The 20,856-nt window shown below is 68.5% G+C and carries 21 protein-coding genes; 11 read left to right on the top strand and 10 right to left on the bottom strand.

From position 1 onward, the window contains the following. Positions 1-350: 350 nt before the first annotated feature. The gene (gene ilvD / locus BM228_RS09595; protein ID WP_092039355.1) at positions 351-2,081 is read left to right on the top strand and encodes a dihydroxy-acid dehydratase; all 1,731 of its coding nucleotides are present in this window, start codon (positions 351-353) and stop codon (positions 2,079-2,081) included. Then, positions 2,068-2,970, top strand: a complete 903-nt coding sequence (locus tag BM228_RS09590; protein WP_092039353.1) for a tetratricopeptide repeat protein — start codon at positions 2,068-2,070, stop codon at positions 2,968-2,970. Before ilvD ends, BM228_RS09590 begins: the two co-directional genes overlap by 14 nt. A gap of 116 nt (positions 2,971-3,086) precedes the next feature. On the opposite strand, the gene BM228_RS09585 is transcribed toward BM228_RS09590, so the two are convergent. The 4 genes from BM228_RS09585 to xth form a co-directional block, all read right to left on the bottom strand. Continuing rightward, entirely contained in the window at positions 3,087-3,710 is a 624-nt protein-coding gene (locus tag BM228_RS09585) for a glutathione S-transferase family protein (RefSeq protein ID WP_092039348.1), read from the bottom strand. A 188-nt stretch (positions 3,711-3,898) separates the two neighbouring features. After that, on the bottom strand, positions 3,899-4,522 hold the full coding sequence (locus tag BM228_RS09580) for a glutathione S-transferase family protein (RefSeq protein ID WP_092039346.1): 624 nt from the start codon (positions 4,520-4,522) through the stop codon (positions 3,899-3,901). Between the two features lie 146 nt (positions 4,523-4,668). Next, positions 4,669-5,172, bottom strand: coding sequence for a peptide deformylase (locus BM228_RS09575; RefSeq protein WP_092039344.1), 504 nt, complete (start codon positions 5,170-5,172; stop codon positions 4,669-4,671). Positions 5,173-5,307: 135 nt separating this feature from the next. Beyond that, complete coding sequence (gene xth, locus BM228_RS09570) at positions 5,308-6,102, bottom strand: exodeoxyribonuclease III (protein ID WP_092039497.1); 795 nt, start codon at positions 6,100-6,102, stop codon at positions 5,308-5,310. A 102-nt stretch (positions 6,103-6,204) separates the two neighbouring features. Between xth and BM228_RS09565 the strand changes: the two genes are divergently transcribed. The 3 genes from BM228_RS09565 to glpX all read left to right on the top strand — a co-directional run bounded on the left by BM228_RS09565 (position 6,205) and on the right by glpX (position 9,446). Beyond that, a complete protein-coding gene (locus tag BM228_RS09565) occupies positions 6,205-6,885 on the top strand; it encodes a ceramidase domain-containing protein (RefSeq protein ID WP_208612011.1) in 681 nt (226 codons plus the stop codon). Between the two features lie 116 nt (positions 6,886-7,001). After that, positions 7,002-8,318, top strand: coding sequence for a homoserine dehydrogenase (locus tag BM228_RS09560; protein ID WP_092039342.1), 1,317 nt, complete (start codon positions 7,002-7,004; stop codon positions 8,316-8,318). A 144-nt stretch (positions 8,319-8,462) separates the two neighbouring features. Next, entirely contained in the window at positions 8,463-9,446 is a 984-nt protein-coding gene (gene glpX / locus BM228_RS09555; protein ID WP_092039340.1) for a class II fructose-bisphosphatase, read from the top strand. A gap of 23 nt (positions 9,447-9,469) precedes the next feature. Here the strand turns inward: glpX and BM228_RS09550 are convergent, their stop codons facing one another. After that, on the bottom strand, positions 9,470-10,432 hold the full coding sequence (locus tag BM228_RS09550; protein ID WP_092039338.1) for a L,D-transpeptidase: 963 nt from the start codon (positions 10,430-10,432) through the stop codon (positions 9,470-9,472). 342 nt (positions 10,433-10,774) lie between these two features. Here BM228_RS09550 and BM228_RS09545 point away from each other — a divergent pair, with 342 nt between their 5' ends. The 5 genes from BM228_RS09545 to BM228_RS09525 all read left to right on the top strand — a co-directional run bounded on the left by BM228_RS09545 (position 10,775) and on the right by BM228_RS09525 (position 16,210). Beyond that, positions 10,775-11,002, top strand: a complete 228-nt coding sequence (locus BM228_RS09545; RefSeq protein WP_092039493.1) for a hypothetical protein — start codon at positions 10,775-10,777, stop codon at positions 11,000-11,002. A 394-nt stretch (positions 11,003-11,396) separates the two neighbouring features. Further along, a complete protein-coding gene (locus BM228_RS09540) occupies positions 11,397-12,641 on the top strand; it encodes a nitrate/nitrite transporter (protein WP_092039336.1) in 1,245 nt (414 codons plus the stop codon). 218 nt (positions 12,642-12,859) lie between these two features. Beyond that, positions 12,860-14,152, top strand: coding sequence for an MFS transporter (locus tag BM228_RS09535; protein WP_092039334.1), 1,293 nt, complete (start codon positions 12,860-12,862; stop codon positions 14,150-14,152). 7 nt (positions 14,153-14,159) lie between these two features. Further along, a complete protein-coding gene (locus tag BM228_RS09530; RefSeq protein ID WP_092039332.1) occupies positions 14,160-15,380 on the top strand; it encodes a CaiB/BaiF CoA transferase family protein in 1,221 nt (406 codons plus the stop codon). Between the two features lie 17 nt (positions 15,381-15,397). Next, positions 15,398-16,210, top strand: a complete 813-nt coding sequence (locus tag BM228_RS09525) for an enoyl-CoA hydratase/isomerase family protein (protein ID WP_092039330.1) — start codon at positions 15,398-15,400, stop codon at positions 16,208-16,210. Positions 16,211-16,220: 10 nt separating this feature from the next. Here BM228_RS09525 and BM228_RS09520 read toward each other — a convergent pair whose 3' ends face one another. Beyond that, positions 16,221-16,688: a YbaK/EbsC family protein gene (locus BM228_RS09520; protein ID WP_092039328.1), complete on the bottom strand. Its 468-nt coding sequence runs from the start codon at positions 16,686-16,688 to the stop codon at positions 16,221-16,223. Positions 16,689-16,958: 270 nt separating this feature from the next. On the opposite strand from BM228_RS09520, the gene BM228_RS35820 reads away from it, so the two are divergent. After that, complete coding sequence (locus BM228_RS35820) at positions 16,959-17,090, top strand: hypothetical protein (RefSeq protein WP_280142326.1); 132 nt, start codon at positions 16,959-16,961, stop codon at positions 17,088-17,090. A gap of 182 nt (positions 17,091-17,272) precedes the next feature. Here BM228_RS35820 and BM228_RS09515 read toward each other — a convergent pair whose 3' ends face one another. The 4 genes from BM228_RS09515 to dctP form a co-directional block, all read right to left on the bottom strand. Further along, entirely contained in the window at positions 17,273-17,536 is a 264-nt protein-coding gene (locus tag BM228_RS09515) for a hypothetical protein (protein WP_092039326.1), read from the bottom strand. A 74-nt stretch (positions 17,537-17,610) separates the two neighbouring features. After that, the gene (locus BM228_RS09510; RefSeq protein ID WP_092039324.1) at positions 17,611-18,963 is read right to left on the bottom strand and encodes a TRAP transporter large permease; all 1,353 of its coding nucleotides are present in this window, start codon (positions 18,961-18,963) and stop codon (positions 17,611-17,613) included. Then, positions 18,963-19,652 (bottom strand): TRAP transporter small permease, encoded by a 690-nt coding sequence (locus tag BM228_RS09505; protein ID WP_092039322.1) that lies wholly within the window; start codon positions 19,650-19,652, stop codon positions 18,963-18,965. Before BM228_RS09505 ends, BM228_RS09510 begins: the two co-directional genes overlap by 1 nt. After that, on the bottom strand, positions 19,649-20,671 hold the full coding sequence (gene dctP, locus BM228_RS09500; RefSeq protein ID WP_092039320.1) for a TRAP transporter substrate-binding protein DctP: 1,023 nt from the start codon (positions 20,669-20,671) through the stop codon (positions 19,649-19,651). The genes BM228_RS09505 and dctP overlap by 4 nt, the downstream gene beginning before the upstream one ends. Between the last annotated feature and the right edge of the window lie 185 nt (positions 20,672-20,856).

The raw sequence follows: 20,856 nt of genomic DNA, 5'->3' as shown, positions 1-20,856 counted from the left end.
GCTTCAGAAGCGGTGCCGATGATGCCTAATTGGCCGAGTTAAGCGGCCAAAGGATTATCCTTAACCTAATCTCGCGCCGGCAATCGACCCGAAGCGTGGCTGTGGCGGGGTCGCAACACCGTAAAACGATCCCGGGTCTGCCCCGAGACCTGCCCGCAAACGCCGCGATCCCGCCATAGTCCGAGCCCACCTCAACATCCGCGGTAAACGGCAAGTTCGACAACGATTTACCGTTTCGAAACGAGGATTTCCCGAGCACGCGGACGGCCCTCACGGCGCATCGCGAACGGCGACGCGCCGCGGTCTCCTGCACCCTCGGGACTGGCGGCGCGAAGGCTTGGTTCGGGTTGATGGACACGCGTTTGAACGACAAGTCGAAGCTGCCCAGCCGTCACGTCACGGAGGGTCCGGACCGCGCTCCGCATCGCTCGTATCTCTACGCGATGGGCCTGACCCGGGAGCAGATCCATCAGCCGCTGGTGGGTGTCGCCTCCTGCTGGAACGAGGCCGCCCCCTGCAACATCTCGCTGATGCGCCAGGCGCAGGCGGTGAAGAAGGGCGTGGCTGCTGCCCACGGCACCCCGCGCGAGTTCTGCACCATCACGGTCACCGACGGCATCGCCATGGGCCATGGCGGCATGCGCGCCTCGCTGCCCTCGCGTGAGGTCATCGCCGACTCGGTCGAGCTGACCATGCGCGGCCACGCCTACGACGCCTTGGTGGGTCTGGCCGGCTGCGACAAGTCGCTGCCCGGCATGATGATGGCGATGGTGCGCCTCAACGTCCCGTCGATCTTCATTTACGGCGGCTCGATCCTGCCCGGCTCGTTCCGCGGCAAGCCGGTCACCGTGCAGGACCTGTTCGAGGCGGTGGGCAAGGTCGCGGTCGGCGACATGAGCCTGGAAGACCTCGACGAGCTGGAGCAGGTCGCCTGCCCGTCGGCCGGCGCCTGCGGTGCGCAGTTCACCGCCAACACCATGGCGACCGTTTCCGAGGCGATCGGCCTGGCGCTGCCCTACTCGGCCGGCGCCCCGGCGCCTTACGAGATTCGCGATCAGTTCTGTGCCCTCGCCGGCCAGCAGGTCATGGAACTGCTCGCCAAGAAAATCCGGCCGCGCGACATCGTCACCCGCGAGGCGCTCGAGAACGCCGCCACCGTGGTGGCCGCCTCCGGCGGCTCGACCAACGCGGCCCTGCACCTGCCGGCGATCGCCCATGAATGCGGCATCGAGTTCACGCTGTTCGACGTCGCCGAGATCTTCCGGCGCACGCCGTACATCGCCGACCTGAAGCCCGGCGGCCGCTACGTCGCCAAGGACATGTTCGAGGTCGGCGGCATCCCGTTGCTGATGAAGACCCTGCTCGACCACGGCTTCATGCACGGCGACTGCCTGACGGTCACCGGCCGCACCATCGCGGAGAACATGGACCGGGTGACCTGGAACCCGGACCAGGACGTTGTCTACCCGGCCAACCGCCCGATCACCCCCACCGGCGGTGTCGTCGGCCTCAAGGGCAACCTCGCCCCCGAGGGCGCGATCGTGAAGGTCGCCGGCATGGCGGCGGAGAAGCAGGTTTTCACCGGCCCGGCCCGGGTGTTCGACGGCGAGGAGGCCTGCTTCGAGGCGGTGCAGTCGCGGACCTACAAGGAAGGCGACGTGCTCGTGATCCGCTACGAGGGTCCGCGCGGCGGCCCCGGCATGCGCGAAATGCTGTCCACCACCGCGGCCCTCTACGGCCAGGGCATGGGCGATAAGGTCGCGCTGATCACGGACGGGCGCTTCTCCGGCGCGACCCGCGGCTTCTGCGTCGGCCATGTCGGCCCCGAGGCGGCGGTGGGCGGCCCGATCGGCCTGATCCGCGACGGCGACATCATCACGCTCGATGCGATCCAGGGCACGCTCAGCGTCGCCGTGTCGGACGAGGAGCTGGCCGAGCGCCGCAAGGCCTGGACGCCGCGCACCAACACCGCGACCTCGGGCTACCTGTGGAAATACGCGCAGGGCGTCGGCCCGGCGCTGTACGGCGCCGTCACCCATCCGGGCGGCGCCAAGGAGTTGGAGAGCTATGCGGACGTCTAGGACTGACCTCAGCCGGCGCAGGGCGCCGGCCGGGGCCGATCCCGGTCGGTCCCGCTTCCTCGGCAAGATCGCAGCCGCGGCCGGTGTCCTTGTCCTGCTCGCCCTCCCGGTAGAGGCGCCGTGGGCCCTCGACGCCAGCGTCCGCACGCCCGTGCAGGTGCCGGTGGCGGATAAGAGCTACCGCTCGGCCAAGGACGCGCTGCGCGCCGGCGTGCGCGAGTACAATGCCGGCGACAAGCAGGGCGCGGCCCGCGCCCTCGAATACGCCGCCGGCCAGGGCCATGCGTTGGCCCTGTGGAAGCTCGGCCGGATGTATGCCGAGGGCGACGGCGTGCCCCATGACGACCTCAAGGCGTTCGAGTTCTTCTCCCGGATCGCCGATGCCAGCACCGACGATGGCCCGGACCCGCAGAACTCGGCGGTGACCGGCAGCGCGTTCACGGCGCTCGGCACCTACTTCCTGGAGGGGATCAAGGGCACCTATGTGCGCCCGAACCCTGAGCGCGCCTACGACATGTTCAACTACGCGGCGTCGTATTACGGCGAGCCGAACGCGCAGTACAACCTCGCCCGGCTCTACCTCGACGGCACCGGCGTCGAGGCCGATCCCCGGCAGGCGGCGCGCTGGTTCAATCTGGCGGCCGAAAAGGGCCACCACCCGGCACAAGCTCTGCTCGGCGACATGCTGGTCAATGGCTTGGGCGGCGTGCCGATCCAGCGCGTGAAGGGCCTGATGTGGCTCTCGCTCGCCCGCGAGGGTGCGGAGGGCCGCAAGGACGACTGGATCGTGTCGCTCTACCAGAAGAACTGGGCGGCAGCGAACGAGGACGACCGGGCTGAGGCCCAGAGCCAGCTCCAGACCGTCGGGTCAATCCGGCGGCGGCACTGAAGCATGATGCGGAAAAGGGGATCCCGGTTTTCCGAAATCATCATGCGATCATAAAGATAGAGACCATGCCACTGTTTCCCGGAAACAGTGGCATGGTCTGACGCCGCCGGCTGGACTCAGCCCTTCTTGGCGTCCTGGGCGGCCTTGAACGACGGCCGCGCCAAAGTCTCGGCGACGTAGGCCGCGAGCTTCGGCCAGCGGCCGGCATCAACCTGCGCGTCGGCCAGGTGGAAGTTGTAGAAACCCGTGGCGATCGAGATGTCGGCAATGCCGAATGCGTCGCCGACGAGATACGGGCCCGAGATCTGCCGCTCCAGATAGTCGAACAGCGGCGGCAAATCCTTGTCGAGAGCCTTGGCGACCGCGGCCTCGTCGGTGGGCTGGCTCATCATGTTGGGCTTCAGGATCCGCTCGACGAACGGCACGACGAGCTTGGCGAACAGCTCGGTGTCGCCGAACTTGTCGAACCAGACCGCGCGACCGAGCGCCTCCGGGTCTGACGGGACCAGGGCCGGGGTCGGATGCTTGCGCTCCAGGTACCAGAGGATCGCGGAGGAATCCGCCAGCTTGAACCCCCCATCCTCAATGGCCGGGATCTTTCCGAGCGGGCTCGCCGCCTGGAAATCCTGGTCGGGTGCGTGGAACATCACCGGCCTGTGCTCGTAGGGCACGTTCTTCTCGCCGAGCGAGACCAGGACCTTGCGGACGTAGGGCGAGTAACCGGTACCGTAGACGATCATTACAACTCCATCGGGGAAGGGACCGCGATCTGTCGATCCGCCGGTCCATGACGATGGAGATAGGGCATCTTTCAGAAAGGTGGCGGCCGGCTTTCGGAATGAGGCTCAAGGACAACCCGACGCCCGCTCCCGGATGCCGCATCCGGGACCGGGGCGCGCACACCGGCCCGTGACGCAGCCGCGCAGGCTCACCAGGCCGGGGCGGCGATCGCCGTGACGAAGGACGGCCGGTCGAGGGTCAAGGCCGCCCAGCCGGCGAGCTTGGGCCAGCGCCCGGCATCGACCTGGACATGGGCGAGCCGAAGATTGTGGAACGGCGACGCCACCGCGATGTCGGCGATCCCGAAGGCATCCCCAACGAGGAACGGACCGGTGATCTGCGTTTCGAGATAATCGAACAGCGGCGGCAGGTTCTGGTCGAGGGCCTGCTGCGCCAGCGCCTCGTCGCCCGGCACCTTGAGCAGCCGCGGCTTCAGGAAGCGTTCCGTAAACACGACCGAGAGCTGCCGATCGAACTCGACCTCGGCGAACTTGTCGAACCAGCGCGCCCGGGCGGCATGCTTGGGATCGGCTGGGATCAGCGCGGGCTGCGGATACAGGCGCTCGAGGTAGTCGAGGATCGCGCTGGAATCGGCCAGCCGGAAGCCGTTATCGTCGATCGCCGGAACCTTGCCCACGGGGCTCGCAGCCCGGAAATCGGCATCCTCAGCCTGCGGGGCCACTGGCCGATGCTCGTACCGGATGCCTTTCTCCGCCAAAGCCACGAGGACTTTCCGCACGAAGGGCGAGATGCTGGTGCCGTAGACGATCATGATCGATTCCCCCGAACGCTCGGCGGTTTCCTAGACTCGTTGCCGATCGCGTTGCAATCGGAGGCGTGCCTAAGCCATTGATCGCTCATGATTGCTTGCGCGGCACCGAGATTGACTTCGGCGGCGCGCATCTTGGCAATCGCTTACTAGGACGAGGCCGATTTCAGCTTTCCGAAGCGCTTGAGCAGACGATCCCGCTTCAATCGCGACAGGCGATCGATCCAGAAAATGCCATCGAGCTGATCGATCTCATGCTGGACCACCGCGGCCTCGAAGCCGTCCACCTCCTCCTCGTGGGCTGCTCCGTCGAGATCGCGGAAGCCGAACCGGATGCGGGTGGGCCGAGTGATCCGCTCCCGCACCCCCGGCATGCTGACGCTGCCCTCGTCATGGGTTGATGTCTCGGGGGACGCCCAGAGGATCTTTGGGTTCATGTAGACGCGCAGATCCTCATCCGGCGATAGCCGGATCACCATGATCCGCTCCGGCACGCCAATATGCGGGGCCGTCAGGCCGATGGCGCTCGCAGCCAGCAGGGTGTCCCGCACATCGTTGGCGAGGGCTTTCAGGCCGGACCCGAACGCATCGGTCGGGGCTGCCGGAAGCGAGAGCCGGGGATCAGGAAACAAGACGAGAGGGCGGGCCGGCATGGTTGGTCAGTCCCGTTGCGACGCTGCGGGGGGGGGCGGATCCGCAGTTAAAACGACCGGTGCGGACACCGACCGCCCCATGGTGAACACGAAGGCCCTGCACGGGGCGCCGAAATTCACGCCCGGCGGCACCCACTATCCCGCCGTCAGCTCCACCGTCACCGGCACGTGGTCGGACGGCTTGTCCAGGCCGCGCAGGTGCTTCTGCACGGCGGCCGAGACCAGGCGGTCGGCGGCCTGGGGCGAGAGCAGGAGATGGTCGATCCGGATGCCGGCATTCCGCTGCCAGCAGCCGGCCTGATAGTCCCAGAAGGTGTAGAGGCCGTCGCGCGGGTCGCAGGCCCGCAGGCCGTCGGTATAGCCTTCGGCCAGGAGGGCGCGGAACGCCGCTCGCGTGCTGAGCAGGAACAGCGCGTCGGAGCGCCAGGCCTCCGGATCGGCCGCGTCGGCGGGTTCGGGGATGACGTTGTAGTCGCCCGCCAGCACCACGGCGTTCTCGTCCGCCATGAGGGCGCGGGCGTGGAGCCGCAGGCGTTCCATGAAGGCGAGCTTGTAGGGGTATTTCGGGCTGTCGACCGGGTTGCCGTTCGGCAGGTAGATCGAGGCCACCCGCACCGGCTTGGTGTCGGCGCCCGAGATCAGCGCCTCGATGTAGCGGGACTGCTCGTCGGATTTGTCCCCCGGCAGGCCGCGCCGGATCTCGCTCATCTCGAGCGGCGCCCGGACCAGCAGGGCCACGCCGTTATAGGCCTTCTGGCCCAGGGTCTCGACCGCGTAGCCGGCGCCCTCGACCTCGGCGCGGGGGAACGCGTTGTCCTGGCACTTCAGCTCCTGCAGGCAGACCACATCGGGCTTTGCCTCGTCGAGAAACCCCAGCAGATGCGGCAGCCGCTGCTTGATCGAGTTGACGTTCCAGGTCGTGATCCGCATCGCCTCGCTTCCGGTCGTCACTGGGCCGTCATCCGCGCTTCGCGGCGCGCTGACAAGGCCACGATCACGCAAGATTGGGGAGGTATGGGCGCCGGGATGACGATGGGGTGGTTCGAGCCGGTCATGGCCTATTGCGAGCGGACCGGTCCGGATTTCTGGGCCGAGCCGCTCAACGCGGCGTCGAACGTCGCGTTCCTGCTGGCGGCCGCGGCCGCCGCGCGCCGGGCCCGGACCGCGGATCCGCCGGATCGCGCCTGCCTCGGATTGGCCGGGCTGATCGCCGTGGTGGGCGTCGGCTCGTTCCTGTTCCACACCTTGGCGGTGACCTGGGCGATGTATGCCGACGTGATCCCGATCACGCTGTTCATCGTCGCTTACCTGGCCTTGGCGCTGCACCGGTTCCTGCAGCTGCCGCGCCTGCGGGTGGAGGCGGCCACCGCCGGCTTCGTGCTGTTCAGCTTCACCCTGGTCCCGACCCTCGACGGGCTGACCAAGTCCGACATCTCCGCCCTCACGGACGGCTCGATCGATTACCTGCCGGCGGCGCTCGCCCTATTCACCGTGGCGGCGCTCGACCGCCCGGAGACGCGCTTCGTCGGCACCGGCCGGCGGCTCACGGAAATCGGCGTGCTGTTCCTCGTCTCGCTCACCGCCCGCACCCTGGACCGCAGCGTTTGCGCGGCGCTGCCGATGGGTACGCACGCGCTGTGGCACGTCCTCAACGCCGTCGTGCTCTACGCCCTGGTCGCCACGGCCGTCCGGCACCGGGCCGCCGTCGGATGAGCCGGCAAGCGGTTTTCTAAAGGCCCGTGGTTTTCTTGCGGGCGGCCCGGAATTCTTGCACAGATGCGCCGCATCGGGGGCCCGGCCTCATGCGGGCGCCCGGCACGGAAGGAATCATGACAGTGAGCTACCGCATCGGCGTCGCCGGGCTCGGCACCGTCGGCGCGTCCGTCGTCCGGATGATCGCCCGCCGCCGTGACACTCTGACCGCCTCGGGTCTCGACATTCGCGTCGCTGCCGTGTCGTCCCGCGACCGGAGCCGCGACCGCGGGCTCGATCTCGCGGGCGTGACCTGGTTCGACGATCCGGTGGCTCTGGCGCGCTCGGGTGAGGTCGATTGCGTGGTCGAGTTGATCGGCGGCGCCGAGGGGCCGGCCAAGGCCGTGGTCGAGGCTGCGCTCCAGGCCGGCAAGACGGTGGTGACCGCCAACAAGGCCCTGCTCGCCCGGCACGGCGCGGCTCTCGCCGCCCTCGCCGAGGCCCACGGCGTCGCGCTCGCCTACGAGGCTGCGGTGGCCGGCGGCATCCCGGTGATCAAGACCCTGCGCGAGGGCCTGCCCGGGAACGCGGTCGCCCGCGTCTACGGGATCCTCAACGGCACCTGCAATTACATCCTCAGCCGCATGGAGCGCGAGGGCCTGACCTTCGAGGCCTGCCTCAAGGACGCGCAGGCCCTGGGCTATGCCGAGGCGGATCCGACCTTCGACGTCGAAGGTTTCGACACCGCCCACAAGCTCGCGATCCTCACGAGCCTCGCCTACGGCACTGCCATCGATGCCGACGGCGTGTCGGTAGAGGGCATCTCCCGGGTGCAACCCCTCGACCTGCGCATGGCCGACGAGCTCGGCTACCGGATCAAGCTGCTCGGCGTCGCCCAGGCCTCGGAGGCCGGGATCGAGCAGCGCGTCCACCCGACGATGGTGACGAAATCCTCTGCCATCGCCCAGGTGATGGGCGTGACCAACGCGGTCACGATCGACGCGGACGCGGTCGGCGAGCTGACCCTGATCGGCCCCGGCGCCGGCGGCGAGGCCACCGCCTCCGCGGTGGTGGCCGACATCGCCGACGTCGCCCGCGGCATCGTGCGCCCGACCTTCGGCGTGCCGGCTGCCGCGATGCGCGCCAGCGAGCGGGTCGCGATGCAGCGCCACGAGGGCGGCTACTACATCCGCCTCACCGTGCACGACCGCCCCGGCGTCGCCGCGGGCGTCGCCCAGCGGATGGCCGAGCGGGAGATCTCCCTGGAGAGCATCCTGCAGCGCCGGACCGAGGGCGCCGACACCGATCCGCGCGGGCGGTCCGGCCGGCCGGTGCCGCTGGTTCTGATCACCTACGCGGCCACCGAGGGCAACATCCGCGCCGCCCTCGACGCGATCGGGGCCGACGGATTGCTGGCCGAGCCGCCGCAGGTGATTCGCATCGAACGGGAATAAGAGTGCATTGTTTGGGCACAGTGCCTAAATCTTGATGCAAGATAAGTGATAACGGTGTGCCGAGCGTAGGCTGACCAGTGTCGGTCGACGACGATCAAGCCGGGATCCGACCTCAAGATCGGGCCCGGACACAGGCAGGAAGCGATGGCCGTGCCCCCCAAGTCCGAACCGCGTGGCGTCCCGCGCACGCTCGCCCTCGAACTCGCCCGCGTCACGGAGCGGGCCGCCATCGCGGCGGCGCGGCTGCGCGGCAAGGGCGACGAGAAGGCCGCCGACCAGGCGGCAGTCGATGCGATGCGCGACGAGCTCAACGGCCTGCCGATCCGCGGCACCGTGGTGATCGGCGAGGGCGAGCGCGACGAGGCGCCGATGCTGTTCATCGGCGAGCAGCTCGGGAGCGGCGAGGGGCCGGAGGTCGACATCGCGGTCGATCCGCTGGAGGGGACGACCCTCTGCGCCAAGGATATGCCCGGTGCCATCGCGGTGATGGCCATGGCCGAGCGCGGCTCGCTGCTGGCCGCTCCCGATGTCTACATGCAGAAGATCGCGATCGGTCCGGGCTACAAGCCGGGCATCGTCGATCTCGATGCCAGCCCCGCCGACAACATCGCCGCGCTCGCCCGGGCCAAGGGCGTCGAGCCCGACCAGATCACCGCGCTGATCCTAGACCGGCCGCGCCACGCTGCCCTGGTCGCCGAAGTCCGCGCTGCTGGCGCCGCGGTGCGGCTGATCTCGGACGGCGACATCGCCGGCATCATCTTCACGGCGAGCCCGGCCGAGACCGGCATCGACATCTATCTCGGCACCGGCGCCGCCCCCGAGGGCGTGCTGGCGGCGGCCGCCATGCGGTGCATCGGCGGCCAGATGCAGGGGCGGCTGATCCTCGACACGCCGGAGCGTCGCCGCCGGGCCGCCGAGATGGGCATCGACGATCTCAACCGGAAATACGATCTGGTCGATCTCGCCAGCGGCGACGTGATCGTGGCCGCCACCGGCGTCACAGACGGCGCGCTCTTGCGCGGCGTCCGGTTCCGGCCCGACCGGATCCAGACCGAGACGGTGGTCTACCGCTCGGAAGCCGGCACCGTCCGGCGGATTCTCGGTGAGCACCGCCGCGGCGTAGCCTGACGGCGCTCCCCAATCCCAAAAAATCAGTTCAGGACGACGACCTTCGAGCCGACATTGACCCGGCTGAACAGGTCGATCGCGTCCTGGTTGATCATCCGGATGCAGCCCGAGGACACGCTCTTGCCGATGGAGAATGGCTCGAGGGTGCCGTGGATGCGGAACAGCGTGTCCTTGTTGCCCTGCCAGAGATACATGGCGCGGGCGCCCAGCGGGTTGCGCAGGCCGCCTTCGACTCCGAGGCCACTCTGAAGCTTGTCGACCTCACTGGCGAGTTTCGGGCTGCGGGCGATCATCTCCTTGGGCGGGTACCAATCCGGCCAGGCCTGCTTGGAATTGACCGTCGCGGTCCCGGACCACGAAAAGCCCTGCTTGCCGACACCGACGCCGTAGCGCCGGGCGCGCCCGCCGGTCTCGACCAGTGTGAGCTGGTGCGCGCGCGGGTCGACGATGATCGTCCCCGGCTCGTAGGGGCCGTTATAGGCGATCTCCTGCCGGAGGAAGGCCGGGTTCATCTTCTTGTAGTTGAAGGCCTGGACCGGGAACACGTCGTCCTGGATCGGACCGTAGGCCTTGGCGTAATCGATCGGCCCGTCATCGGGGGTGCGGAGCACGGCCTTCGCCTTGGCGGCCTCAATCGGCGAGAGGCCCTCGGCCGGGGGCGCCCCGGCTGCCCGCCGCGGCGGCGTCGCAAAGTCCTCGTCCTCCGGCGCGTAGACCGGAGCGGCCTGCGGCACCGGGACAGCCTGCGGCGCTTGGGCTGCCGGCGGTGCAGCGCGGACCACCGGGGCCCGGCCGGTATAGGGCAGGTAGCGGCCGCCCCGGCGCACGTAGAGCGCGCCATTCTGGTCCTGATAGAGCTGGCCGTCGTCGCCCAACCCGTCGATGCCGGACTCGGCCACTGGGCCGCGGCCCTGGGCGTGGGCGGTCGAGGCGAGTGCGAGGACGGTGAAGCCGGCCAGGAACAGGCGGCGGATCGGGGCGGACATGGTTCGGTTTTCCCTGGATGGCGCGGCGTCACCGAAAGCGTGCGGCGGCGCGCGATCGAGCAGGCCGGCACGAATACAGGGCCAAGCTCATCCCAGGCCTTAGCAAAGATCGCGTGGTATCGCCAAGTTGCGCGAGTCCCCTACGGACGAAGTCTGATGATGCGAGCGGTACTTCTCTTCGCCTGTGTTGCCTTCGTGCCTCAACAGACGGGCCGCCCGTTCACCCTACCGCGCGATCGTGCGGGACGGCCCCCGGTTCCCGGCCGAAATGGCCTTGCGCCAGTCCTCAACGCAGGGTTGATGGCGCCGACCGGCATCTCCGCCGGGCGAGAGGTTTTGGCCGTGCGCGCAAGCGTTTTACGGGGCGCCGCTATCCTGGCCGTGGCCCTGGTGCTCGGCCCGCCCGCGGAGGCGCGCCGGGCCGCCACCGCGGAGCCACCCAAGGTCGCCGAGCCCGCCGGAACCTGGACCTCCGGCACTCAACCCGACCGCGATTGCGGCCGCGCCCGCCGCAAGTTCTGGCTGCCGCAGGAAGGCTGGATCGTCCGCACCGTGGTCTCGTGCCGGTGAGCGGGGCGCTTTCAGGCCGCGCCCGATTCCCAAGCAGTGCTGCCCGGATGAAGGGCAATCTTTCTTCCCGATAAGATCGAGTCTCGGAATAAGCGCTGCCACCCGCATCGTTATTGCGCGCGCAGCGAAGCAACCCAGGGCAGCGCGCCATCTCGGAGCGTAGCGTTTCCGAGGTAGCATTGCTGCGCTCGCCATGACGGCGTGCGTCGATCGGAGGCCGTGCTCGTCACCACGCCGATCCCCCCAAAAGCTGGCACGCATGCTGCATTGCCCACTGCGCCGCGCTTGCTGCGGCGGCGGAGCAACGGCGCTCCAAACAGCGGACGGTGTGAGTCCGGATCCCCGGCATGAGCGACCGCGTGACGGTTCGCCTCTCTCAAGACGAGCACCAGCTATGGCCAGCTTCAAGACGGCGATGAAGTCGGGTCACCCCCCGACGCTGTTCGCGGCATTCCTCTACTTCGATTTCTGCTTCGCCATCTGGGTCCTGAACGGCGCCATGGGGCCGTTCATCACCGAGACCTACAAGCTCACCCCGGCCCAGACCGGCTTCATGATCTCGCTGCCGATCCTGGCCGGGGCTCTGATGCGCTTCCCGCTCGGCGTGCTGGCCCAGTATATCGGCCGCAAGAACGCGGCGATCACGGAGATGACCGTGATCATGATGGCGATGGCCTACGGATACTTCGTGGTCTCGTCCTACAACGACGTGCTCGCCATGGGCGTGCTGCTCGGCATCGCCGGCGCATCCTTCGGCGTGGCTCTGTCCCTCGGCTCGGGCTGGTTCCCGCCGGAGCACAAGGGCCTGGCGATGGGCATTGCGGGCGCCGGCAATTCTGGAACCGTGCTCGCCGTGCTGTTCGCCCCGCCGCTGGCGCAGGCTTATGGCTGGCAGACCACCTACGCCTTCGCGGGCGTGGTGATGCTGATCCCGCTCGCCGTCATGATCGTGCTCGCCAAGGAGCCGCCGGACAACGCCCACCAGTCGTTCAAGGAGCACATCTCCTGCCTGTTCACCAAGGACGGCTGGGCCTTCTCGCTGATCTACGTGATCACCTTCGGCGGCTTCGTCGGCTTGTCGAACTTCCTGCCGACCTTCTTCTACGAGCAGTTTTCGGTGACGAAGGTGGAGGCCGGCCGGCTGACCATGCTGGCGGCTTTCATGGGCTCGGGCATCCGCATCGTCGGCGGCTACTTCGCCGACCGGATGGGCGGGATCGCGGTCCTGTCGGTGGTGCTGCTCGCGGCGATCGCCACCTTCCTGTCGCTGATGGCGACGCCCTCGCTCGCGGTGACCACGCTGCTGTTCATGCTCTGCTTCGCGGCGCTCGGCGCCGGCAACGGCGCGCTGTTCCAGCTCGTGCCCCTGCGCTGGCCCAGCAATACCGCGGTCGCCGGCTCGATGATCGGCGAGGTCGGGGCGCTGGGCGGCGCGATCCTGCCCAACGTCATGGGCCTCTCGAAGCAGTATACCGGCTCGTTCTCCCTGGGCTTCGTCGGCTACGCGGTGTTCACCGCCGCGGTGCTCGGCTGCCTGATGCTATGGCAGCGCAAGTGGGTCGGCAGCTGGGTCGGTCCCCGCGGCAAGGCGCTCGGCGCCGAGGCAGAGACTGGGCAGCTGCAGCCCGCGACGGTCTGAGCTTCGACGCGTCGATACTCTGAAGAAACCGAAACGGGAGCCTCGCGGCTCCCGTTTCCCGTTCCAACCAGCGGATTGAATTCGTACCGATCCCTTCGACGCACGGTTGCCTTCCGACGCAAGAGGCGATTGAATAACGAATACCAAAGAGCGCCCGTCCCCGGACGAGGCGCCGGGCGACCGCGTAACGCGGCGTCATCGGAGCGGAGGAACGGTCGATGCTGAAGCGCGTGAGCGCCACCCAAGGCGTGCTCGGCCTGCTCTGCGTGATGTATTTCATCACCTATCTGGACCGGGTGAACATCGCGACCGCGGGCGCCGAGATCATCCGCGAGTTCGGGATGTCGAAGACCGATTTCGGTCTGATCCTCTCGGCCTTCGCCTACCCTTACGCGATCTTCCAGGTGATCGGCGGCTCGGTCGGCGACAAGTTCGGCGCAAGGCGCACGCTGCTGGTCTGCGGCATGATCTGGGCCTCGGCCACGATCCTGACGGGCCTCGTCGGCGGCCTGATCAGCCTGTTCCTGGCGCGGGTGCTCCTCGGCTTCGGCGAGGGCGCGACCTTCCCGACCGCCACCCGGGCGATGCAGAACTGGACGGCGCCCGGCCGGCGCGGCTTCGCCCAGGGCATCACCCACGCCTTCGCCCGGCTCGGCAACGCGGTGGCGCCGCCGATCGTGGCCTTCCTGATGTACCATTTCGGCTGGCGCACCAGCTTCGTGATCCTCGGCGGCGTCAGCTTCGTCTGGGTGGTGATCTGGTACCTGTATTTCCGCGACGACCCGTCCGACCACCCGACTATCACCCAGACCGAGCTGGAGGCCCTGCCGCCGCCCAAGAAGGTCGGGGCCAAGCAATCGGTGCCGTGGGGAGCGCTCACGCGGCGCATGCTGCCGGTGACGATCACGTATTTCTGCTACGGCTGGACGCTGTGGCTGTTCCTCGGCTGGCTGCCGAGCTTCTTCAAGGAGAATTACGGCCTCGATCTCAAGAACTCGGCCCTGTTCGCCTCGGGGGTCTTCTTCGCCGGCGTCGTCGGCGATACGGTCGGCGGCATGCTGAGCGACTCGATCCTCCATCGCACCGGCAACGTGAAGCTGGCCCGCCTGTCGGTGATCGTGGTCGGGTTTTTGGGCGCGGCGGCGAGCCTGGCGGGCGTGTTCCTGACCCGCGACCTGACCCTGGTGGCGTTGCTGCTCTCGTCCGGCTTTTTCTTTGCCGAGCTGGTGATCGGGCCGATCTGGTCGGTGCCGATGGACATCGCGCCGAAATATGCCGGCACCGCCAGCGGGCTGATGAATACCGGCTCGGCGGTGGCGGCGATCGTTTCGCCGATCGTGTTCGGCCTGACCGTCGACCTCACCGGGAGCTGGACGCTGCCCTTCGTCGGCTCCGTGGGCCTGTGCCTGCTCGGCGCCGCCCTGGCCTTCACGATGCATCCCGAGCGCGAATTCGTGGACCCCGTCACCGGGCCGGTCGGCCCCGTGGCGAGCGTGCCGGCCGGGGAGTAGCGCCACGATGGCGGAACTGACGGGACGTTCTGGGCCGCTCGCCGGCATGCGGGTGATCGAGCTGGCCCACATCATGGCCGGCCCGGTCTGCGGGCTGATGCTCGCCGACATGGGTGCGGAGGTGATCAAGGTCGAGAAGATGGACGGCGACGACACCCGCCGCACCGTCCCGCCGGCGCTCGAAGGCGAGAGCGCCGCCTACATGATGATGAACCGCGGCAAGCGCGGACTCAGCCTCGACCTGAAGAACCCGGACGGCGTCGCGGTCCTGCGCCGCTTGCTGGCGAATGCCGACGCGCTCATCGAGAACTACCGCGGCGGCACCATGGAGCGGCTGGGCATCGGCTACGAGACCCTGCGGCAGGAATTTCCCGCGCTGGTCTACTGCTCGCTCTCGGGCTTCGGCCGGACCGGCCCCTATGCCGACCGGGCCGGGTTCGATCTTGTGGCGCAGGGCATGAGCGGGCTCATGTCGGTGACCGGGGAGGGGCCGGGCCGCCCGCCGATGAAGTGCGGGCCGCCCGTGACCGACATCACCGCCGGGATCCTGGCCGCCATGGGCGTGCTCGCGGCCTATGCCCACCGGCTCAAGACCGGCCAGGGCCAGGCGGTCGACACCTCGCTGTTCGAGGCCGGGATCACCCACACCTATTGGCAATCGGCCATCGCCATGGCCACCGGCATCGCCCCGGGGCCGATGGGCTCGGCCCATCCGCTGAACGCGCCCTACGAGGCGTTCGAGACGGCGGACGGCTGGATCACCATCGGAGCGGCCAACCAGACCAACTGGCTGCGGATGCTCAAGGCAATCGACGCGGAGGCGCTGGCCGAGGATCCGCGCTTCGCCCTCAATCGCGACCGCATGGCCAACCGCCACGAACTCGCCGCCACCCTGGCGCCCGTCTTCAAGGGGGCGACCTCGGAGGTCTGGCTGGCCCGTCTCGAAGCCGGCGGCGTCCCGGCGGGCCCCGTGCTCGACGTCAACGCCATGCACCAGGATCCGCAGGCGCTCGCCCGGGAGATGGTGGTCGAGGTCGAGCACAGCCGGGTCGGGCGGATGAAGACGCTCGGCCTCCCGGTGAAGTTTTCGGACACGCCCGGCCGGGTCCACGGCCCGGCGCCGTTGCTCGGCGAGCATTCCCGGGCGATCCTGGCGGAAGCCGGCTACACCGCCTCCGAGATCGACGGCCTGATCGACCGGGGCGTGGTCCGCGAGACCGTGGCCTGAACCCGAGAGGATGCGCGATGAGTGCCACGCCCGCCACCGACGAGCTGCTGTTCACGATCGACGAGGCCGGCATCGCCCGGATCGTCCTCAACCGGCCGCAGGCCCGCAACGCGCTCACCTTCGCGATGTACCAGGGGCTGATCACTTGCTACGAACAGATCGCCGCCAACCCGGCCGTAAAGGCGCTAATCATCACCGGCGCCGGCGACAAGGCGTTCGCGGCCGGCACCGACATCGCCCAGTTCCGCGGCTTCGAAACCGCCGAGGACGCGCTGGGCTACGAGCGCTTCATGGACAAGGTGCTGGGCACCCTGGAGCGGCTGCGTGTGCCGACCATCGCGGCGATCGCGGGCGCCTGCACGGGCGGCGGCGCGGCCATCGCGGCGGCCTGCGACCTGCGCATCGCCACGCGCGATGCCCGGTTCGGCTTCCCCATCGCCCGGACGCTGGGCAATTGCCTCAGCCAGGGCAATCTCAAGCGCCTCTCCGGACTGATCGGCCCGGCCCGGGTCAAGGACATCATCTTCACCGCCCGGCTCGTGGGCGCCGAGGAGGCGCTGGCCATCGGCCTGGTCGGCGAGGTCGTGGACGACCGCGCGGCCCTGACCGAGCGGGTCGACGTCCTGGCCGAACTCCTGGCCGGCCACGCGCCGCTGACCATGCAGGCCACCAAGGAGGGCCTGCGCCGCCTCGCCGAGGAAGACCCCACGGCCGACGGCGCCCCCCATCCCGGCGATGACCTCATCCTGCTCTGCTACATGAGCCAGGATTTCCGCGAGGGCATGGAAGCGTTCCTGGGCAAGCGCACGCCGGCCTGGAGCGGGCGGTAGACCCTGCGGCTCACCCCGGCTCCTGGCAGACATCGACCCAAGTGGCCCCGGTCAGCGCCGCCATCCGGTCAGGAGCGATCCGCACGGCGCTGTGCGTGCTGCCGGCGGCGGGGACGACTTCGTCGAAGGCTTTAAGCGACACGTCGCAATAGATCGGCAGCGGCGCGACCAGCCCGAACGGGCAGACCCCGCCGACCGGATGGCCGGTGGCCGCCTCGACTTCGGAAAGATCGAGCATCCGGACCTTGCCGCCGAACACGGCCTTGGCCTTCTTGTTGTCGAGCCGGGCATCGCCCCGGGTGACCACCAGGGCGACCTGGTCGCCGACGCGGATCGAGAGCGTCTTGGCGATCTGCGCCGGCGCGACCCCATGGCCGGCGGCGGCCTCCGCCACGGTCGCGGTGCTGGTGGCCAGCTCGATCACCGCGATGTCGGGCGCGTTCTCGGCGAAGAACGCCCGGACGGATTCGAGGCTCATGCACAGGTCCCTGAAGCAAAGGCACCGGCGATGATGGCCGCCGGTGCGGCGCAGCATTATGGCAAAGCTTGCGCCGGCGTCCAAAGTCGCGCGGCGTGGAGCCCCCAATCGCGAGACTATCTTTCGCGGCCGTTCGGGCGCAGGCTCGCTGTATTACCGGACGGCGGCGACAGGCTCCGGTGACTGCGGATCTCATATCCCCGCCTGTGACGGGCGGCCGCGTTCAGGTCGAGCCGGAGCGCCGCCACCCCAGTCCGGAGGAACGGCCCCATGAGCATCGAGAAGCAGCGCGGCAACCGCGAGACGAAGAAGCCCAAGAAGCCCGTGCCGAAGACGAACGCCGCGGCCCCGTCCCAGAAGAACACCGTCGGGGCGGTGGTGCGGAAATCCGAGGGGCGCTGAGGTCGGATCGCAGGCTGGGGCGGCGTCACGTTCGGAGGACGTGCGCGGCCCTGGATTGCTTCGCTGCGCTCGCAATGACGGGATTGGGGATGTCGAACCCACCGACATTCCCTACTCTCGCCACATCCTGAGATGCTGCGCAGCGACCTCGAAAAATGAGTTCGTGCGTGGGAAAAGCCCACTCACCCCTTCAGCGGGCGCGCCTGTAAAATCGCCGCCCGCACGAACGGCCGCTTCAACAGGGTGCCGACATTGGCCCGGCCGACGAATTCCTGGGCTCCGGGGTGGCTGCGCACCGCCTTGATCAGGTTGAGCCGGTGGCCGCTGCGGAATCGATAAGGCTCGGAGACAGCGCCGTTCAGGAACGCCTCGACGCTGGCGTCGATCTCGTCCTCGGCGATCACGTTCGCCGCGTGCAGCATCTGGATGGTCTGGAGGTCGGTCATGGTCGCTAGATAGGGCGGCGGCGCCGGTCACGCAGCCAAGGTTACCGGCGCCGCTGTTCGCAGTGAAGCGTTTCCTAGCGCGTCGTCGCCAGTAGCAGGTCGGGCAGCCAGAGGGTGATACCCGGCACGAGGCAGAGGATCAGGATCGCCACCGCCATCAGCATCACGAAGGGCAGGGTGCCCCAGATGATGTCCGAGAGCGGGATGTCGGGGGCGATGTTCTTGATGACGAAGATGTTCAGGCCAACCGGCGGGTGGATCAGGCCCATCTCCATGGTGATGGTCATCACCACGCCGAACCACACCAGATCGAAGCCGGCGGCCTTGAGCGGCGGCAGGATGATCGGCGCGGTCATCAGGATGATCGAGACCGGCGGCAGGAAGAAGCCGAGCACGATCACAAGGGCGAGGATCGTCACCAGCAGCACCCAGGGCGAGAGCTGCATCGCCACGATCGCGGCCGCGGCCGATTGCGACAGATGCAGGTAGCTCATCACGTAGGCGTAGAGCAGCGACATGCCGATGATCAGCATCAGCATGGTCGATTCCCGCAGCGTCGCGATCAGGATCGGGCTGACGTCCCGGAACCGCCACACGCCGTAGATCGCGGCGATCAGGCCGAGCGCCAGCAGGCCGCCGAGGCCGGCCGTCTCCGAGGGGGTCGCGTAGCCGCCGTAGAGCGCCACCATCACGCCGGTGAGCAGGATCACGAAGGGCAGCACCCGCGGCAGCGTCGAGAAGCGCTGGGCCATGCTGTACTGCTCGTCGGCCAGGATCGGCGAGGCCGGGCCGCCGCGCTCCAGCACCGCCTTGGCGGCGGTGAATTCCGAGCGGAACCGATACATCGACCAGGCGGCGAACAACGCGACCAGGAGCAGCCCGGGCCCGATGCCGGCCAGGAACAGGCGCCCGAGGGATTGCTCGGACGCGACCGCGTACAGGATCATCGTGATCGAGGGCGGCAGCAGGATGCCGAGCGTGCCGCCGGCCGCGATGATCCCGGCGGCGAAGCCCGGCGAGTAGCCGCGCTTGCGCATCTCCGGGATGCCGGCCGAGCCGATCGCCGAGCAGGTGGCCGGGCTCGAGCCCGCCATGGCGGCGAACAGCGCGCAGGCGAAGACGTTGGCGATGCCGAGCCCCCCGGGGATGCGGTGCATCCAGGCATGCATGGCCGAGTAGAGGTCCTGGCCGGCCCGGGAGCGGCCGATCGCGGCGCCCTTCAGGATGAAGAGCGGGATCGACAGCAGGGTGATGGAGGCCATCTCCTCGTAGACGTTCTGCGCCACCGTATCGAGGGAGGCGCCCGGCATGAACACGACCATGAAGGCCAGGGCCACGGCGCCGAGCGCGAACGCGATGGGGATGCCCGAGAGCATCGCCCCGAGGGTGGCCCCCGCGTAGAGGAAGCCGATCGCCGCCGTGCCCATCACTTCACCCTCGCGTCGACCGTCCGGCCCATCGGATCGGGGCCCCGGGGCGTGACCCCGGCCGCGCCGTGCATGTCCGTGTTGACGTCGGCGCCGATGCCGATCTTCGGCTTCGCCCAGCCGGCCGCCCGGGGCCCGTAGAGCAGCGCCTCGGCGATCTGCAGGACGAATTGCAGGCACAGCAGGCTCATGCCGGCGGCCATCAGTGTGTAGGGGATCCAGAGCGGCGGCCCCCAGGTCGATTGCGAGGTCTGGCCGTCGATCCAGGCCTCGTGGTCGAGGGTCCAGCTCTTCCAGGCGAAGAAGGCGCAGAAGGCGAGGCTGACGCAATCCACGAGCAGCAGCCGCACCCGGTTCACCGCGGGCGGCAGCAGGCCGGTCAGTGCCTCGATCGCCACGTGGCCGCGCTTGGCCTGCACCCCCGCCGCCGAGAAGAAGGTCGCCCCGACGATCAGGAAGACCGCCATCTCGTCCTGCCACTCGGTCGGCTCCTTCAGCAGGTAGCGGACGACGACGCTGTGGCTCAGCACCAGGCAGGCGCCGACGAGGCAGAGCCCGCCGATGCCGAGGATCACGCGGTTGATGCCGCGCATCGTCCGGTCGAACAGACCGAGCAGGCCGGGAAGCCGGGGCTCTTCTGTGCCTTTGGCATCCGGGATCGCGGTCGCCGCGTCGAAGCCGTGGCTCACGCGACCTGCTCCGCCAGCTTCAACAGCTCCGCGCAGCCGGCGTTGCGGCCGGCATAATCCTTCCAAGCGGTCTCTCGGGCGAGCTCGCGCCACTGGCCGAGCGACTTCTCATCGAGCTGCGAGACCTTGGCGCCGGCCTTGGAAAAGATCTGCTCGACGCGGGTGTCGTCCTCCTTGGCGCCGGTCTGGCCGAAGGCTTCGAGCTCGGCACCGACGGCCATGATCAGGTCCTGCTGGTCCTTCGGCAGGCCGGAGAACACGGTCTTGGACATCATGATCGGCTCGAGCATGAACCAGTAGGAGCGCTCGCGGCCGGAGGTCAGCGCCTTCGAGAGCTCTTCCAGCCGGAATGAGATCAGGCTGGTGGAGGAGGTGATCACCGCATCGCAGGCGCCGGTCTGCATGGCCGCGTAGGATTCGTTCGACGGGATCGAGAGCGTCGCGGCGCCGGCCTGCTTCATCATCAGGTCCATCTCGCGGGACCCGCCGCGGACCTTCATGCCCTTGGCATCGGCCGGGGCGACCAGGGGCCGCTCGCGGCTGGCGACGCCGCCGGATTGCCAGACCCAAGAGACCAGGATGATGCCCTTCGAGTCCAGGATCTCGGTGAGCTTGCGCCCCACCGGTGCGGTCTTCCACGCCACGGCCTGGGCGTAGGACGTCACCAGCGCCGGCATCAGCCCGATATTGAGCTCCGCCACCTCGCCGCCCGCGTAGGGGCTTGGATAGAGCGACATGTCCAGCGCGCCCTTGCGCATGGCGCCGAACTGGGCGTTCGTCTTCATCAGCGACGAGCCAGGATAGACCTGGACCTCCAAGGCACCCTTGGAGCGCTCGCCCACCGCCTTGGCGAATTTCCGGCACATCCGATCGCGGAAATCGCCCTCGTCGATCGTGCCGCCCGGGAACTGGTGCGACAGCTTGAGGATCGTAGCCGCCTGAGCGGCGCCGAGACCGAATCTCAGGATGGCAGGTGCCGCGAAGGTGGCCGCGATCAGCGTGCGACGTGTCGGCGTCATGGCTCTCTCCCGCGCCGCAATAGAAGCGGCGTTCATTTTGTGCGCCGCAATACTGATCAACAGCGCTTGTATGCAAGAAAAACTGTCTTGTATATTTTGTCAACGGTGAAGCATATGTGATTGGCATCAAGCCCGGCAGCGAGCCAGGAATCGGGCGGATGCAGCGTCGATCTGTCGGCGCGGAG

Source organism: Methylobacterium pseudosasicola, from assembly GCF_900114535.1.
Taxonomy (GTDB): Bacteria; Pseudomonadota; Alphaproteobacteria; order Rhizobiales; family Beijerinckiaceae; genus Methylobacterium; species Methylobacterium pseudosasicola.
The sequence above is the reverse complement of the archived record's forward strand: the minus strand, read 5'-3'. Positions and strand labels throughout refer to the sequence as shown.

What these genes read in the sequence shown, in the direction of transcription:
- ilvD (WP_092039355.1), top strand. Translation starts at nt 351, where the DNA reads ATGGACACGCGTTTGAACGACAAGTCGAAGCTGCCCAGCCGTCACGTC.
- BM228_RS09590 (WP_092039353.1), top strand. Translation starts at nt 2,068, where the DNA reads ATGCGGACGTCTAGGACTGACCTCAGCCGGCGCAGGGCGCCGGCCGGG.
- BM228_RS09585 (WP_092039348.1), bottom strand. Translation starts at nt 3,710, where the DNA reads ATGATCGTCTACGGTACCGGTTACTCGCCCTACGTCCGCAAGGTCCTG.
- BM228_RS09580 (WP_092039346.1), bottom strand. Translation starts at nt 4,522, where the DNA reads ATGATCGTCTACGGCACCAGCATCTCGCCCTTCGTGCGGAAAGTCCTC.
- BM228_RS09575 (WP_092039344.1), bottom strand. Translation starts at nt 5,172, where the DNA reads ATGCCGGCCCGCCCTCTCGTCTTGTTTCCTGATCCCCGGCTCTCGCTT.
- xth (WP_092039497.1), bottom strand. Translation starts at nt 6,102, where the DNA reads ATGCGGATCACGACCTGGAACGTCAACTCGATCAAGCAGCGGCTGCCG.
- BM228_RS09565 (WP_208612011.1), top strand. Translation starts at nt 6,205, where the DNA reads ATGGGGTGGTTCGAGCCGGTCATGGCCTATTGCGAGCGGACCGGTCCG.
- BM228_RS09560 (WP_092039342.1), top strand. Translation starts at nt 7,002, where the DNA reads ATGACAGTGAGCTACCGCATCGGCGTCGCCGGGCTCGGCACCGTCGGC.
- glpX (WP_092039340.1), top strand. Translation starts at nt 8,463, where the DNA reads ATGGCCGTGCCCCCCAAGTCCGAACCGCGTGGCGTCCCGCGCACGCTC.
- BM228_RS09550 (WP_092039338.1), bottom strand. Translation starts at nt 10,432, where the DNA reads ATGTCCGCCCCGATCCGCCGCCTGTTCCTGGCCGGCTTCACCGTCCTC.
- BM228_RS09540 (WP_092039336.1), top strand. Translation starts at nt 11,397, where the DNA reads ATGGCCAGCTTCAAGACGGCGATGAAGTCGGGTCACCCCCCGACGCTG.
- BM228_RS09535 (WP_092039334.1), top strand. Translation starts at nt 12,860, where the DNA reads ATGCTGAAGCGCGTGAGCGCCACCCAAGGCGTGCTCGGCCTGCTCTGC.
- BM228_RS09530 (WP_092039332.1), top strand. Translation starts at nt 14,160, where the DNA reads ATGGCGGAACTGACGGGACGTTCTGGGCCGCTCGCCGGCATGCGGGTG.
- BM228_RS09525 (WP_092039330.1), top strand. Translation starts at nt 15,398, where the DNA reads ATGAGTGCCACGCCCGCCACCGACGAGCTGCTGTTCACGATCGACGAG.
- BM228_RS09520 (WP_092039328.1), bottom strand. Translation starts at nt 16,688, where the DNA reads ATGAGCCTCGAATCCGTCCGGGCGTTCTTCGCCGAGAACGCGCCCGAC.
- BM228_RS35820 (WP_280142326.1), top strand. Translation starts at nt 16,959, where the DNA reads ATGAGCATCGAGAAGCAGCGCGGCAACCGCGAGACGAAGAAGCCCAAG.
- BM228_RS09515 (WP_092039326.1), bottom strand. Translation starts at nt 17,536, where the DNA reads ATGACCGACCTCCAGACCATCCAGATGCTGCACGCGGCGAACGTGATC.
- BM228_RS09510 (WP_092039324.1), bottom strand. Translation starts at nt 18,963, where the DNA reads ATGGGCACGGCGGCGATCGGCTTCCTCTACGCGGGGGCCACCCTCGGG.
- dctP (WP_092039320.1), bottom strand. Translation starts at nt 20,671, where the DNA reads ATGACGCCGACACGTCGCACGCTGATCGCGGCCACCTTCGCGGCACCT.